Source organism: Rhizobium sp. TH2, assembly GCF_024707525.1.
Classification (GTDB): domain Bacteria; phylum Pseudomonadota; class Alphaproteobacteria; order Rhizobiales; family Rhizobiaceae; genus Rhizobium_E.
Genome location: NZ_CP062231.1, coordinates 1041629 through 1055202 on the forward strand (window position 1 = coordinate 1041629; position 13574 = coordinate 1055202).

At 60.6% G+C, this 13574-nt stretch carries 15 protein-coding genes; 7 read left to right on the forward strand and 8 right to left on the reverse strand.

Features of this window, described 5'->3' with window-relative positions; all coding sequences use genetic code 11:
- Nucleotides 1-164: 164 nt before the first annotated feature.
- Nucleotides 165-719, reverse strand: a complete 555-nt coding sequence (locus tag IHQ71_RS05300; RefSeq protein ID WP_258160910.1) for a LemA family protein — start codon at nucleotides 717-719, stop codon at nucleotides 165-167.
- 305 nt (nucleotides 720-1024) lie between these two features.
- On the opposite strand from IHQ71_RS05300, the gene IHQ71_RS05305 reads away from it, so the two are divergent.
- On the forward strand, nucleotides 1025-1222 hold the full coding sequence (locus tag IHQ71_RS05305; protein ID WP_258160911.1) for a hypothetical protein: 198 nt from the start codon (nucleotides 1025-1027) through the stop codon (nucleotides 1220-1222).
- Between the two features lie 24 nt (nucleotides 1223-1246).
- On the opposite strand, the gene IHQ71_RS05310 is transcribed toward IHQ71_RS05305, so the two are convergent.
- Nucleotides 1247-1927 (reverse strand): DUF4328 domain-containing protein, encoded by a 681-nt coding sequence (locus IHQ71_RS05310; RefSeq protein ID WP_258160912.1) that lies wholly within the window; start codon nucleotides 1925-1927, stop codon nucleotides 1247-1249.
- 83 nt (nucleotides 1928-2010) lie between these two features.
- Nucleotides 2011-2964: a glycine--tRNA ligase subunit alpha gene (locus IHQ71_RS05315; RefSeq protein ID WP_258160913.1), complete on the reverse strand. Its 954-nt coding sequence runs from the start codon at nucleotides 2962-2964 to the stop codon at nucleotides 2011-2013.
- A 146-nt stretch (nucleotides 2965-3110) separates the two neighbouring features.
- Between IHQ71_RS05315 and IHQ71_RS05320 the strand changes: the two genes are divergently transcribed.
- Complete coding sequence (locus IHQ71_RS05320) at nucleotides 3111-3410, forward strand: hypothetical protein (RefSeq protein ID WP_258160914.1); 300 nt, start codon at nucleotides 3111-3113, stop codon at nucleotides 3408-3410.
- 31 nt (nucleotides 3411-3441) lie between these two features.
- On the opposite strand, the gene IHQ71_RS05325 is transcribed toward IHQ71_RS05320, so the two are convergent.
- From IHQ71_RS05325 to IHQ71_RS05340, 4 genes are all read right to left on the reverse strand, one after another.
- Nucleotides 3442-3642 carry a hypothetical protein gene (locus IHQ71_RS05325; RefSeq protein ID WP_258160915.1) on the reverse strand — a complete coding sequence of 67 codons (201 nt, stop codon included), beginning with the start codon at nucleotides 3640-3642 and terminating at the stop codon, nucleotides 3442-3444.
- A gap of 36 nt (nucleotides 3643-3678) precedes the next feature.
- Entirely contained in the window at nucleotides 3679-4533 is an 855-nt protein-coding gene (locus tag IHQ71_RS05330; protein ID WP_258160916.1) for a S49 family peptidase, read from the reverse strand.
- Nucleotides 4534-4594: 61 nt separating this feature from the next.
- On the reverse strand, nucleotides 4595-5395 hold the full coding sequence (locus tag IHQ71_RS05335) for a tRNA1(Val) (adenine(37)-N6)-methyltransferase (protein WP_258160917.1): 801 nt from the start codon (nucleotides 5393-5395) through the stop codon (nucleotides 4595-4597).
- Nucleotides 5396-5602: a DUF2007 domain-containing protein gene (locus IHQ71_RS05340; RefSeq protein ID WP_374989961.1), complete on the reverse strand. Its 207-nt coding sequence runs from the start codon at nucleotides 5600-5602 to the stop codon at nucleotides 5396-5398. It abuts the gene before it with no gap.
- A gap of 110 nt (nucleotides 5603-5712) precedes the next feature.
- Between IHQ71_RS05340 and IHQ71_RS05345 the strand changes: the two genes are divergently transcribed.
- The 3 genes from IHQ71_RS05345 (at nucleotide 5713) to IHQ71_RS05355 (ending at nucleotide 9112) form a co-directional block, all read left to right on the forward strand.
- The gene (locus IHQ71_RS05345; protein ID WP_258160919.1) at nucleotides 5713-6729 is read left to right on the forward strand and encodes a polyprenyl synthetase family protein; all 1017 of its coding nucleotides are present in this window, start codon (nucleotides 5713-5715) and stop codon (nucleotides 6727-6729) included.
- Between the two features lie 125 nt (nucleotides 6730-6854).
- Nucleotides 6855-8240 (forward strand): adenylate/guanylate cyclase domain-containing protein, encoded by a 1386-nt coding sequence (locus IHQ71_RS05350; protein WP_258160920.1) that lies wholly within the window; start codon nucleotides 6855-6857, stop codon nucleotides 8238-8240.
- A gap of 152 nt (nucleotides 8241-8392) precedes the next feature.
- On the forward strand, nucleotides 8393-9112 hold the full coding sequence (locus IHQ71_RS05355) for a DUF899 family protein (protein WP_258160921.1): 720 nt from the start codon (nucleotides 8393-8395) through the stop codon (nucleotides 9110-9112).
- Nucleotides 9113-9250: 138 nt separating this feature from the next.
- Here the strand turns inward: IHQ71_RS05355 and IHQ71_RS05360 are convergent, their stop codons facing one another.
- Nucleotides 9251-9850 (reverse strand): c-type cytochrome, encoded by a 600-nt coding sequence (locus IHQ71_RS05360; RefSeq protein ID WP_258160922.1) that lies wholly within the window; start codon nucleotides 9848-9850, stop codon nucleotides 9251-9253.
- 304 nt (nucleotides 9851-10154) lie between these two features.
- Between IHQ71_RS05360 and IHQ71_RS05365 the strand changes: the two genes are divergently transcribed.
- Nucleotides 10155-10424 carry a hypothetical protein gene (locus IHQ71_RS05365; RefSeq protein WP_258160923.1) on the forward strand — a complete coding sequence of 90 codons (270 nt, stop codon included), beginning with the start codon at nucleotides 10155-10157 and terminating at the stop codon, nucleotides 10422-10424.
- Between the two features lie 1045 nt (nucleotides 10425-11469).
- Complete coding sequence (locus tag IHQ71_RS05370; protein WP_258160924.1) at nucleotides 11470-13572, forward strand: tetratricopeptide repeat protein; 2103 nt, start codon at nucleotides 11470-11472, stop codon at nucleotides 13570-13572.
- The last annotated feature ends 2 nt before the right edge of the window (nucleotides 13573-13574 follow it).

The window sequence follows — 13574 nt, forward strand, 5'->3', positions numbered from 1 at the left end:
CCGGACATCTCCCCCTCAAGGGGGCAGATTGGATGGAGGCGCGGCCTTGCTTCCTGTTCAACGGTATTGGCAGGCACGAGCGTTGCAACGAGTCTCCAATCTCCCCCCTTGAGGGGGAGATGTCACGAAGTGACAGAGGGGGGGATTCTTCTCCCATGACACCCTCAGAACTTGACCTGCGGCAAGGCGCGATCGGCCTCGTTGGCAATCTCGAAATAGGTTTTCTTGGTAAAGCCGAACGGACCCGCCATCAGGTTGGAAGGAAAGCTCTCGACTTTCACATTGAGGTCGCGCACCGAGCCGTTGTAATAGCGTCGCGCCATCTGGATCTCGCCTTCGATGCCGTCGAGCGAATTCTGGAGTTCGAGAAAATTCTCGTTGGCCTTGAGGTCGGGATAGGCTTCCGCGATCGCCATCACCCGGCCGAGCGCCTGGCTCAGCATGTTCTCGGCAATGCCGCGCGTGGCGACATCACCCGCCGGCACGGCTTGCGCCTTGTTGCGCAGTTCGACCACCTCTTCGAGCGTGGTCTTCTCATGTGCCGCATAGCCCTTCACCGTTTCGATCAGGTTGGGGATCAGGTCGGCGCGGCGCTTCAGCTGGACATCGATACCCGACCACGCCTCCTCGGCCATCTGACGCGCCTTGACCAGGCCGTTATAGAGCAGGATGGCCCAAAGGACTGCCACGCCGATGATGGCGCCGATGACGGTAGACATGCTGGAATTCTCCCCCGCGATTGTTTGGTGCGAGAGTAACGTTTCAGCCCCCTGATGTCATTGAGGAAAAATGACTTGGCCTTGATCAAATGTGGGTGCGCCGGCCGAGTCCCAAGATGTTGCTAGGCAGAACTTGCTAGGCAGAAATTGCGATACCGCAGAATCCCGAAAATCATATGATAATCAAGCGCTTCGGCGTGACTTACACTTTAGTATCGGTGTCACCTGGGAAACTGTGCAGTCGGATTCCGCATGCCAATATCGTCTTCAAGATCAACCAACCACTCGTGCTTCGAGGGACCGTCATGAAGACCACCGCAACCATCATCAACATCCTGGCCTTTACGGTGCTGTTCTTCGATTATGCGGTCGCCATGACCCCACCCGAGCCGGCCGGCACCCGCCGCTTCCTGCAGATTTATGCAGGCCAGCTCCCGACCGGCACCTATCCCACCCGCAAGGTTGTTTGGGAAATGGGCTATTCTCTCACGGATGTGGTTTGAAGACCTAAGCCGTCTTGTTCGTCGTCACGAATGACCCTGCGCCTGTTCTTCTGTGATCTTTACGGCAAGGACCATCTGCAGCCTCTGCATGCGGCTGAGAAACCTGTTGAACAGATAGACGCCGCCCGCACAGCCAACCGTTGCCAAGACCATGAGCCACAAGGCCATAGAATATTGGTGGGGTGTCTGCGCCCGCTCCTGAAAGACTCCGGTCAGCGCCATTGCAGTGAGCGATAGCCGTCCAGCCAGCCAACTCGTCGCCGGCAGCCAATTTGCGGGAAGATCTCGCCATCGCAGCGGATCGCGCGTCACCCGCTCCAGCTCCGACATGATCACCATCGGCATCACATGGGCGACAATGGGAAGGAAATGCAGGGCGACGGCCGATAGCGGACCGTAGCGCGGCGGCTCCACGCCGACGATCCGGAGGAACCTCGTGGCGAAATATATCCAGGCGAGCCAGACCAGCGCCGCAAACAAGAGGGCAACGATGGCCGCGGCCCATGTCAGAAACTGCCAGCGAGCCAGGCCCGCTTGTTCCAAGATGTCGCCGGTCGAGTTAACGAAAGTAGGTTCGAATGCCGCGCGATCCTCTGAAAGCATGGCAACCGTCAAAGCCGCTGATGCGACCAATGGGACTACCGCTACCCAGGAAATGACTTTGAATACGATCCGAAGGCGGCCGAGAAATGCCGCCCGCCCCATCAAACTTGGTTTCAAGATAACTTATCCGAATGCCCCACTCTGAACTTTACATCGCAAAGATCGAAGTGGGATGCAACCGAAAGTTAGGCCGCGCTCTTCAAATTCACACCACCAGCATCGGTCAGCAAAAACGCCTCGCCGCAGGCTTTCGCCAGCGTCCGCACGCGCAGGATATAGCTCTGCCGCTCCGTCACCGAGATTACCCCGCGCGCATCTAATAGGTTGAACACATGGCTTGCCTTGATGCACTGGTCATAGGCCGGGAACACGCATTTGTGCAGCATCAGGTTGGCATTGTCGCCCGGCGCGCCGGCGGCGAGCAGGGCCACGCATTCGCGTTCGGCGTCGATGAAATGCCGGTGCAGCATCTCGGTATTGGCGAATTCGAAATTGTGCCGCGAATATTCCTGCTCCGCCTGCAGGAACACGTCGCCATAGCTGATCTTCTCGTCGCCATCGCGGCCGTTGAAGTTGAGATCATAGACATTGTCGACGCCCTGCACATACATGGCGAGACGCTCGAGACCATAGGTCAGTTCGCCCGACACCGGTGAACACTCGATGCCGCAGACCTGCTGGAAATAGGTGAACTGGCTGACTTCCATGCCGTCGCACCAGCACTCCCAGCCGAGGCCCCAGGCGCCCAGCGTCGGGCTTTCCCAGTCGTCCTCAACAAACCGGATATCATGCAGCAGCGGATCGAGGCCGATCGCTTCGAGCGAACCGAGATAGAGTTCCTGCAGGTTCGACGGATTGGGCTTCAGGATGACCTGGTATTGGTAATAGTGCTGCAGCCGGTTCGGGTTCTCGCCATAGCGGCCGTCCGACGGCCGGCGCGAGGGCTGCACATAGGCAGCCTTCCACGGCTTGGGGCCGAGCGCCCGCAGCGTCGTTGCCGGGTGGAATGTACCGGCGCCGACTTCCATGTCGTAGGGCTGCAGCACCGCGCAACCCTTGTCCGCCCAATAGTTATGCAGCGTCAGGATCAGCGCCTGGAACGAGCGCTTCGGGTTCATGTGATCAGGAACTGCGGACATATCGGCTACCATGGCGTGGAGAGATGGCCGCTGAGTGCCATGGCGGGCGGTGAGGGTCAAGGATTTTTGACCTCGCGTCATCCAATTGAAGGCTGGGGGATTGTGATATACTTTGCAACCACGTCGATCGAGAGTCGGAGATCGCCATGAATGTAAAAGTTTCCATCGAGCTTCCCGAACGCTATCTGGAATTCGCGGAAGGCATGATCCGCGACGGCGTCATTGGCTCGCTTTCCGAGTTGGCGCAAGAACATCTGAGGCTTCTGATGCTGATACAGTCTCCAGAGTTGAGCCCGAAGCAGAAATATTCGGTCATGGCCATGAAGGGCGAGATTGTTCGGCGAATGAATACGCCAAAGGATCAATGGATCACGACCGACGAAAGCGAAAAGCTGTTCGGAGATTTGCGGCGCTACGCCGACGAGAAGATTAGCGCGGGTCTATAGTTCGCTGCGGGCGGTGCCGCTCGTCCTATCCCTACTCCTCCTCTTCCCGCTTCACCCTATACTCTCCCGTCACCTCGTCCTTCACCAGCGTGCCCAGCGCGCCGCTCGCCTGTTCCTTGCGCTTCACCTCGGCCTTCTTGACCAGTCTTTGGGCGTCGGCGATGAACTTGCGATAGACGAACCAGCCAGCGATCAGCACCACCGCGACGAAAATCAGTTTTGTGAAGCCCATGGCTTCCTCCCCGGAATAAACCCTGTCAACGTCACCTCAAAGTCCGTAACGGCTCCACCATGCCCGCTCTTCGGCGGTTTCCACCAGCCCGTTCGCCAGCCCCGCGCCGATGCCCATGCCGCTCTTCTCGCTCGAAATGAAACGGCCGAGGAAACCGCGGGAGGCTTCGATCTTCTCGATCTCGACCTTGTCGCCGTAGCGTTTCTTCAATTCCGCCATCATATCACCAATGCCATCGACAAGTCCAAGCTCCAGGCCTTTCCCGCCTGACCAGAAAAGGCCACTGAAAAGATCCGGATTGTCGGACAGCTTGGCCCCGCGCCGTGCCTTGACCATGCCGATGAAAATCTGGTGCACGTCATGCTGCAGGCTCTTGAGATGGTCGATATCGCTCTGCTTCTCGGGCTGGAACGGGTCGAGCACCGATTTGTTTTCGCCCGACGTATAGACGCGGCGTTCGACGCCGATCTTCCTGAGCAGTTCCGGAAAGCCGAACCCGCCCGAGATTACGCCGATCGAGCCGACGATCGAGGTCGGGTCCGCGATGATCTCGTCGCCCGCAAGCGCGATCAGGTAGCCGCCGGATGCCGCGACATCCTCGACAAAGACCAGGACCTTCTTCTCTTTCTCGGCGGCGAGTTCGCGGATACGGTTGAAGATCGCGCGCGACTGCACCGGAGAACCGCCCGGCGAGTTGATCGATATCGCCACCGCCGGCGCCTTCTTCATGTCGAAGGCTTTCTCCAGCAGGTCCTCGACATTGGCGATGTTGAGCGCCGGCCGGAACTGGCTGCCGCCCGCCTGGATCACGCCCTGCAACCGCACCAGCGGGATGACCGTCTTCTGCTTGCGGAATTTCTTGGGTATCAGGCGTTTCAGGGCGCGGAGCATTTCGTGTCCAAATTGATGATCGTGGATCGACATGTAATGGCGTTTGCCGAAAACACAATGGTCAGGCGGGTTTGCGGTTCCGCCCCAGCCGTTTGTAGGCCGCGCGGCCGTTGTTCAGGTCGTCGATATCGGGCAGGAACCGGTGCGAGCCTTGAGGGTGCATGAAGAGCGGTGCCCGCACCACCAGCCGCGCCCGCGAACCCTTGATCGCGCTTGCCAACAGCCGGATGGCGCTCTCGCCCTCGCGCGGATGGATGAATGTGATCTCGACGCCGCCGAACCGCTTGCCGCAAGCCGCGATGATATCGCTCACCGATTCCGGCCGCGCAATCAGCGACAGCTGTCCGCCGGGCTTCATGATCGCGCCGGCCGTTCGAATCCAGTCCTCGAACAGGTCGCCATCCATCGCATGCGCCTCGGCCTTCAGTCCATCCGGCGCGCGGCGGTCGCCGGGATCGTTGAACGGCGGGTTCATGATCACATGGTCGAAGACATCGTCGAGAAGGCCTGCCTCGACTCGCGCCTTGCCTTTCAGCGTCACGTCGGCTTCGATGAGCGAAAGGCGAGGGGCGATACGTTCGTTGAGAGGATGCGCCATGCTCTTGCGCGCAAATCCGGCCATATCAGGGGAGCGCTCGACCAGCGTCACCTCGGCGCCTTCGATTCGCGACGCGACTGCAATGCCGGCAGCGCCGGCGCCCGCCCCGAGATCGGCGACCTTCATCGAGCCCCCGCCTGCCACCATGGCCGCCAGCAGCATCGCATCCATGCCCGATCTGTGCCCCCGACCTTTCGGCTGCACGACATGGAATTCGCCGAAATGGAAGGCATCGGCGGTTTCGCCATGGGTCGCGTCGTTCAATTATTTTAGCTCCGCGCCGAGCCCGGCATCCCTGATTATCCGGCGGGCCTCGTCCTCGCGGTCGGAATCGACCAGCAGCCGGCGCTGCAGGATTCCGAGCGAACCTTCGAGCACGCTCATGCCCTGATCGGCGATCATGGCGTAGATTCCGGCGTCCTTCATCAGGCTTTGTGCGAAAGAAAGCGCCACGGGATCGTTGCTGCGCATGATTTCAATCACATTTCACCCTTTTTTGACTTGGCGGGACAATTCGCCTCTTGCTGCAAGCGCCGCCGGTTTTTATTGTCCGGCCGAAAGCATGAACAGGAGCCGGACCCTTGGGCGTAGTCATACCGCTTGAAGAAAGCAAAAACAAACAGGCATCGATCAAGCCTTTGGTCGACCTGACCCGGGCCGATATGGAGCGCGTCAACCAGTTGATCCTCTCCAAGGCGGGCTCCGATGTCCAGATGATCCCGGAGGTCGCCAACCACCTGATTTCCTCGGGCGGCAAGCGCCTGCGGCCGATGCTGACGATCGCTTCGGCCAATATGTTCGGCTACCAGGGCGAGGGCCATGTCAAGCTCGCGGCATCGGTAGAGTTCATGCATACCGCGACCCTGCTGCACGATGATGTCGTCGACGAAAGCGACATGCGCCGCGGCCGAAAGACCGCGCGAATCCTCTGGGGCAACCAGGCAAGCGTGCTGGTCGGCGATTTCCTGCTCGGCCAGGCCTTCAAGATGATGGTCGAGGTCGGTTCGCTCGAGGCGCTCGACGTGCTCGCGACCGCTGCCACCGTGATCGCCGAAGGCGAAGTGCTGCAGCTCTCCGTCGCCAAGAACATGGAAACGACCGAGGACGACTATCTCCAGGTCATCCGCGCCAAGACCGCGGCCCTGTTCGCCGCCGCTTCCGAAGTCGGCCCGATCATCGCGGGCACCAGCCGCGCCGATCGCTCGGCGCTCAAATCCTTCGGCATGAATCTCGGCCTTGCCTTCCAGCTGGTCGACGATGCGCTCGATTACGGCGGCAAGGCCGCCGATCTCGGCAAGAACACCGGCGACGATTTCCGCGAGGGCAAGATCACGCTGCCGGTCATCCTCGCATGGCGCCGGGGCACGGCCGAGGAGCGCCACTTCTGGCGCGAGGCGATCGAGAACGGCGACAATGGCGAAGCCAGCCTCGAACGCGCCATGGGCCTGATCACCAAATACGGCTCCCTCGCCGACACCATCGCCCGCGCCAACCACTACGGTACCATCGCGCGCGATGCGCTCGCCGCATTGCCAGCCTCGCCCTGGAAGGCGGCATTGAACGAAGTGATCGATTTCTGCATCGGCCGTGTGAACTGATCGCGGCCCACCTTCTTCCCACCGTGACGCCACCCCGCGGCGATGCTAGACTCTCCCCTCCAACGGGAGGCTCGCTTGTGGGACTGGACATAGCAGAACAACGACCTGGCAAGCCGAGGACCGGGATGGCCCGCTGGCTGCTCTGGCTGTGGGAGCCGCCGTGGTCGTCGCGGCTGGCCGAGGAGCGGCTCGCGCTGCGCAACCCGCATCTGGCGCGCGCGCTCGAACTCGAGAAGATGGAGGGCCAGCGCATTGCGACATGGGCGCGTGCCGCCGCCATGGCCGTCATCGCGCTGCTTCTCATCTATCTCAATCCGCGCTGGGAGATGATCTATTACGAGGCGATCCTGCTGCTGTTCGTTGTGATCGGCATCGCGCAATTGCGCGCGGCCCGCGTCGGCCAGTCCTTCGCGGAACTCGCGCTGATTTTCGCCGATATTCTTCTGCTGACGCTCACCATGACGGTGCCCAATCCACTCGCGTCGGACCCTTGGCCGACGGCATTCCAGTTCAAGTTCGATGGTTTCCAGTATTTCTACATCTTCCTGGCCAGTGCGATGCTCGCCTATAGCTGGCGCACGGTTCAGGGCCTCGGCATCTGGGTGGCGGTCATCTGGCTCTGCGGGGTCGGCGGCGTGGTCCTGTTCGGCACCACCTATCCGGAACTCTCCGACAGGGTGCGTGAGGCCGTGGCGGATTATCCCCGCATCTTTGACGCCATCGATCCCAACAGCGTCAATTTCACCAGTCGCGTCCAGGAGATCACGATCTTCATCATCGTCGCCGGCATGCTCGGCATGAAGTCGCGCCGCGCCAGCCAGCTCCTGATGCGCCAGGCCGATCTCGCCGCCGAACGCGCCAACCTGTCGCGCTATTTCGCGCCCTCGATGGTCGAGGAACTGGCGCATCGCCACGAGCCGATGGGCGGCGTGCGTTCGCAGGAGGTCGCGGTGCTGTTTGCCGATATCGTCGGGTTCACGCGCTACGCCGAGACGCACACGCCGGAAGACGTCATCTCGCTGCTGCGGGAGTTTCACGCGGCACTCGAAGAGGTCGTGTTTTCCCACGGCGGCACGCTCGACAAGTATATGGGCGATGGCCTGATGGCGAGTTTTGGCACGCCCAGTCCATCGCCGGATGACGCCGCCAGCGCCATATTAGCTGCATTCGCCATGCAGGAAAGCATCGCCCGCCTCAACGCGGACCGGGCCGGCAAAGGGCTGCAGCCGATCCGCCTTTCGGTCGGCGTACATTACGGGCCGGTCATTCTTGGTGATATCGGCAACGCAAGGCGCATGGAGTTCGCCATGCTCGGCGATACCGTCAATGTGGCCTCACGGCTGGAAGCCGCCACGCGCATCCTGTCGTGCGGCACCATCATCAGCCAGGCGGCAATGGAAGCCGTTTCGGACGCCACCATTCGCGAGCGCTTCCGTCGCGACATGCGGTTCCATAAGGGCTTTGAGCTGAAGGGCCGCAGCGAAGGCTGTGATATCTGGACAGCGCCATAAGTGGCTTTGGGGGAGGGCGCCCACCGGAACCTTATCGCGGCCGGGTGGTTTTTCGAAAACACATTTTAGCCAGCTCGGCCGCGCGGTCGTGCAGCGGACTTCGTCCGATAGGCCACCCGCGCAGCCCCAAATGTTGACGAAAGGATTGCCCGATGGAGCATCTGTCTTTCCCCAACGAGAGCCCTGATTACCGCACCGCGCGCAATGCGCTGCTCGACGCCGAGATGGCATTGCGCCGCCAGATCGAGGCGGTCGCCGCCCAGCGCCGTTCGCTTCCATCAGGTGGTGAAGTGCCTGAGGATTATGTCTTCGAGCGCATCGGCGCCGACCAGCGCCCCGAAAAGGTGCGGCTGTCCGAACTGTTCGGCACCTATCCCAGCATCCTGCTCTACAGCTTCATGTACGGGCCGGAACGCGACGAGCCCTGCGACGGCTGCACCCACACGATCGATGGGTGGGATGGCAGCGTCTACCATGCCGACCAGCGCTTCCCGACCTATATCGTCGCCAAGTCGCCGATCGCGCGGCTGGAGGCACTGGCGCGCAAGCGTGGCTGGCAGAATGTGAAACTGCTCTCGACGGCAGGCAACAATTACTCCCACCACTATTTCGGCGACACGTCGAAATGCGAGCCCGAAATGCGGGCCGCACGCGGTTACGAGCCCGGCAAGAATTGGGACGAGCCGATGTACAATGTGTTCCACAGGGATGCCGATGGCACGGTGCGCCATTTCTGGGGCAGCGAAATTGTCTACGCGCCGGAGGAGCCCGGCCAGCACCCCCGTGCCGGAGACCTGGTCGATCCCGTCGGGGGCCTGCTCGACATGAGCCCCGAAGGCCGCGGCGATTTCTTCCCGAAGCTGAATTATTAGGCCGTGAACCCATAAACGGCCAGAAATGACCGGCGCACGGATAGCTTAGTTCGTGGGCAAAGAGGTGCCAATCGCCGTAACGCAGTGATCGCTATTTCGGCGGCGCTATTCGGTGCATCGCCGACCCCGAACTGATCGTCAGAAGCCGGCAAGATAGTGAGCCATGGCAGCGATGTCGTCGACCGAAAAATCGCGCACCAAGGCCGTCATGCCGGGCACGTTCGGGCGCTTGTTATCGTGAAAGTCGGAGAGGCTTTTGATCAGGTAGTCCAGCTTCTGATTTGCGACGCGCGGAGTGTTGGCGTATCCGACGAAATCCTTCCGGTGGCACGAGGTGCACTTCTTCCCGGCGCCCAGCGCTTGGAGGCGGGTAATGCTCGCTGCGTCGGCCGGCTCGCGGTAGGCGGGCCAGGGCAGTGCGGAGAAGTAGGCCGCAAGCGCCTTCACGTCGTCGTCGGAAAGATTCTTCGCGATCCGGCCCATCAGGTCGTCGGTGCGCGCTCCATTGCGATATTGCTGCAAAGCTATCAGCAAAGAGGACTCGTGCTGGCCGGCGATGATCGGCGTGTTCTTACCACTCGGCAGACCTTTCCTACCGTGACACATCCCGCAAAGCTTGGCCTTCTGGGAGATCGCCGCCGGCGGTGGCACAGCATTGTTCTGCGCTCCAGCCGGCAGCGGACCGAGGGCCACGAGAGCGGCGATGACGAACGGAGCGAGCGCGCTGCTGCAGGGCATGCGAGGCCTCCAGATCGGGGCTTAAGCTGAAGTGTGATGCTGATCTTATCAGGAGCTGCATCCATTGGCGAGCGGACCCTGCTGCCGGTACCTGGGTAGTGGGTCAGTTTGAAATCTGACCACGCAACTGAGTCCAGTCCGCGGGCGTGTGCCAGACGGATCAGAATCCGCCGCCGGCAGGAATAGCTATACCCTGACATAGATTGCTTTTTAATTTTAGTTGTGTCTAATGTTATGTTGGTGTGGCATACAAGGCCGTGCCCCTCCAAAGATGCGGTGCAATGGCCTCTAGGGAGTATCGGACATGAAAACGATTCTTTCGTTCTCGATGGCATTGGCACTCGCGCTCTCAGCGTCCGCTCCAGCGTTTGCGGGGCCTAATGGCTCTACGACAACGACGACGACCGGACAGGGAAATGGCGGGAAGACAAACGATAACGCCAACCCCGACAACAACGGCCAGACGACAACCAGTACCACAACGACGGGACCAGATGGTCAGATAAACAAGGGAAACACCGACTGCAATAATTGCGACACGACAACCACGACTGACAAGCCGGGGAAGAACTAGAGGCGAACGAGAACTGAAACGAGGGGCGGGTTTCCCGCCCTTCCATCTTAATCGTGAGCGGGCGCTTTCTGTAAGGTCCGCGTACCATCGGCTTCTCGGCTTCCTGCGCTTCGATCAGCGCAACGATCCGGCCTTGTTCGCACGTGCCGTCAGGGCGCCCATGTTGCGTGGCTCCAGAAAATTGGGACCCTGTTCGCTCCGAGATAAGGTGTACATCAACGAATAAGGTGGATACGGGGGTGGATTTAGAGACGCAAGGTTTCAGCGCGACGACATGTTTGCATTTCATCAGTTACAATACACCCCCGCCAAGCGCCGACGACGCGATTTTTCTCTGAGTGAAATCAATGGCTTATAGGAAGCGAAAGAAAATATTCCGCAGTTTCTTTCGAAATGGCCCGTTCTCCTCGCACTATTCCATTCAAAATCAAACTCTTACGTAAAAAAATCCACACGCTCTCCGGCGGCCTTATAATCATTCCCGTTCTTCCCTCGGCTACCCCGCATGGCGATGCGGGCGAGACAGAACCGGTGCCTGTTGTGGGGAAACGACGTAAAGTCCCGCATCAGGCGTCCGCGAGAAGGGGTCTCCCCCGGGTACCGCCTGCAAAGGCCCGTACCCGTGGCGTGCGTTGTACCGCACACAGGCCCGTCCTGCCTGGATCTGACAAATCCGGGAGCTGGGATGGGCGCAGACGGCCGAGTTCGCGGATGAAAATACACCGAACGGGGCACGGATACGTGTCTTACCGGCTGCCGCAAGGCAGCCATATAACTCGGCACGGAGACGTGCCCCGGCCGATCCTTCATGCGAAGCGCGAGAGGATCGGGGACGTGCATGGTCATAACACGGAGCGGAAGCGCCCGCGTGAACGGGTAGTTGTGTCTCGGAATGGATGGGGATACTTGCGTCAAGGCAAGACGAGACTGTGACCTCCTGCAAGCAATTGTGATAACTGCGCCTCAAAAACGCGGCTGTCTTGTGGCAGGGTCTGATATATGGTTTTTAGAGCGCCTGATTTGCGCCCATTCGAAAGGCTGAAGAATGGCTTTTAATACAAGATGCCGGTTTCCACTCGGCACCGCCCTCGCATTGCTGATCGCGCTGTCCGGCGCGGCTCAGGCCGAGGAGGCGGTCGGTGACACCAAGCCGGCTCCCGTGGTCCAGTTCGATGCGAGCTCGGTCGATACGTTCGCCGGTGCGTTTCTCGCGGCTCGCACTGCCGACAACGACTATGATTATGCTTCGGCGATCACGCTCTACAAGACCGCGCTGAAATACGACCCGAGTAATGTCGAGGTCCGCCAGCGGCTGATGATCAGCCTGTTCATGAACGGCAATTTCGACGAAGGCGTCGCCGAGGGCGAAAAGCTGAAGAACGATCCCGCCGTCGAGCGCATCGCCACCATCGCGCGCGGCATCGATGCGATCCGCAAGCAGAAATATGCCGACGCCTATACGATCCTCAAATATGACGGCCCGAATGAACTGGACCGAATGATCAACACGCTGATCATGGCCTGGGGCCAGTTCGGCGAAGGCAAGGCCAAGGATGCCATCGCGGCCATCGACAAGATGGAAGGCCCGGAATGGTACGGCATCTTCAAGAATTACAATGCCGGCATGATCGCAGCGGCGTCCGGGGATCTCGAAGCGGCGCGGAAAAGACTGAGCGAAACAGTCGCCAACCGCGAGGAAGGCGGCTCCGCATCCGACACCTATATGCGCGCGGTCCTCGCGCTGGCCTCGCTGGAAGCCAAAGCCGGCAACCGGCAGAAGGCGCTCGATGCGATCTCCGTCGGCGAGGCGTTCGCGCCTGATTACGTGCCGCTGGCGGTATTCCGCAAGACCATCGAATCCGGTGCGAAACCGGATTTCGTCGTCAAGTCGGCGTCCGAAGGCGTCTCGTCGGTGCTGTTCTCCGTGGGCGCGGCTCTGAACCAGTCGGTCACCAATGCGCCGGATCGCCAGAGCGCGCAGGATATCGTCGCCTTCTACCTGGTCACCGCCTATGCGCTCGCGCCGAGCGCCGATACCGCCGTCCTGCTCGGCGGCCTCTCGGAAAGCCTCGAACAGCCTGAGCGCGCCATCGAATGGTACAAGCGCGTTCCGGCTGATTCGCCGTTGCGGCGCGTCTCCGAACTTCAGCTCGGCCTCAACCTCGCCAACACTGGCAAAACAGAGGAAGCACGCCAGCATCTCAAGGCTGCCCTGGCAGCCGATCCCAATGATATCCGAGGCTATCTCGCCTATGCCAGCCTGCTTTCCGACCAAAAGGAATATGCGGAGATGGCCAAGACCTACGACAAGGCCGTCGAGATCATCGGGCCGTTGCCGAAGCGCAAGGACTGGTCGGTCTTCTTCCAGCGCGGCATCGCCTATGAGCGGCTGAAGAAATGGGATCTTGCCGAGCCCAACTTCGAGAAAGCGCTCGAGCTCTATCCCGACCAGCCGCAGGTGCTGAACTACCTCGGCTATTCCTGGGTCGACATGAACATCAAGCTCGAAACCGGCCTCGACATGATCCGCAAGGCCGCCGATCTCAGGCCGGATGATGGCTATATCGTCGATTCCCTGGGCTGGGCCTATTATCGCTTGGGCCGCTTCGAGGATGCCGTGGGCGAACTCGAGCGCGCCGTCGAACTCAAGGCCGCCGATGCGACGATCAACGACCATCTGGGCGATGCCTATTGGCGCGTCGGCCGCAAGCTGGAAGCCATATTCCAATGGCGCACCGCGCTGAGCGTGAAGCCTGAAGAGGCCGAAATTCCCAAGATCCGCAAGAAGATCAAGGAAGGCCTGCCGGAGATCGAAGTCAAGAAGGCCGAGCAGAAGCCCGCCGACGCTACCCGCAATGTCGAGGTTGCAGCCGCGGTCCCGGCCGGGCAGGCCAAGGACGCGATCAAGCTCGAGGAACCGAAGCCCGCGACCGATCCGGTCGCCGCCGAGCCCAAGGCTGACGATAAGGCCGTGCAGCCGGCGCTGCACACCGTCAACAAGGGCGATTCGCTCTGGAATATCGCCAAGGAGATCCTCGGCGACGGCCAGCGCTTCATGGAAATCATCGATCTCAATCCGGAACTCAAGCGATATCCGGACCGCATTCAGCCAGGGCAGATGCTGAAGCTGCCCGAAACGAAGAACTGACG

Bases quoted from the DNA above. Each gene is read 5' to 3' on its own strand.
- IHQ71_RS05300 (WP_258160910.1), bottom strand. From the start codon at position 719: ATGTCTACCGTCATCGGCGCCATCATCGGCGTGGCAGTCCTTTGGGCC.
- IHQ71_RS05305 (WP_258160911.1), top strand. From the start codon at position 1,025: ATGAAGACCACCGCAACCATCATCAACATCCTGGCCTTTACGGTGCTG.
- IHQ71_RS05310 (WP_258160912.1), bottom strand. From the start codon at position 1,927: ATGGGGCGGGCGGCATTTCTCGGCCGCCTTCGGATCGTATTCAAAGTC.
- IHQ71_RS05315 (WP_258160913.1), bottom strand. From the start codon at position 2,964: ATGTCCGCAGTTCCTGATCACATGAACCCGAAGCGCTCGTTCCAGGCG.
- IHQ71_RS05320 (WP_258160914.1), top strand. From the start codon at position 3,111: ATGAATGTAAAAGTTTCCATCGAGCTTCCCGAACGCTATCTGGAATTC.
- IHQ71_RS05325 (WP_258160915.1), bottom strand. From the start codon at position 3,642: ATGGGCTTCACAAAACTGATTTTCGTCGCGGTGGTGCTGATCGCTGGC.
- IHQ71_RS05330 (WP_258160916.1), bottom strand. From the start codon at position 4,533: ATGCTCCGCGCCCTGAAACGCCTGATACCCAAGAAATTCCGCAAGCAG.
- IHQ71_RS05340 (WP_374989961.1), bottom strand. From the start codon at position 5,602: ATGCGCAGCAACGATCCCGTGGCGCTTTCTTTCGCACAAAGCCTGATG.
- IHQ71_RS05350 (WP_258160920.1), top strand. From the start codon at position 6,855: ATGGCCCGCTGGCTGCTCTGGCTGTGGGAGCCGCCGTGGTCGTCGCGG.
- IHQ71_RS05355 (WP_258160921.1), top strand. From the start codon at position 8,393: ATGGAGCATCTGTCTTTCCCCAACGAGAGCCCTGATTACCGCACCGCG.
- IHQ71_RS05360 (WP_258160922.1), bottom strand. From the start codon at position 9,850: ATGCCCTGCAGCAGCGCGCTCGCTCCGTTCGTCATCGCCGCTCTCGTG.
- IHQ71_RS05365 (WP_258160923.1), top strand. From the start codon at position 10,155: ATGAAAACGATTCTTTCGTTCTCGATGGCATTGGCACTCGCGCTCTCA.
- IHQ71_RS05370 (WP_258160924.1), top strand. From the start codon at position 11,470: ATGGCTTTTAATACAAGATGCCGGTTTCCACTCGGCACCGCCCTCGCA.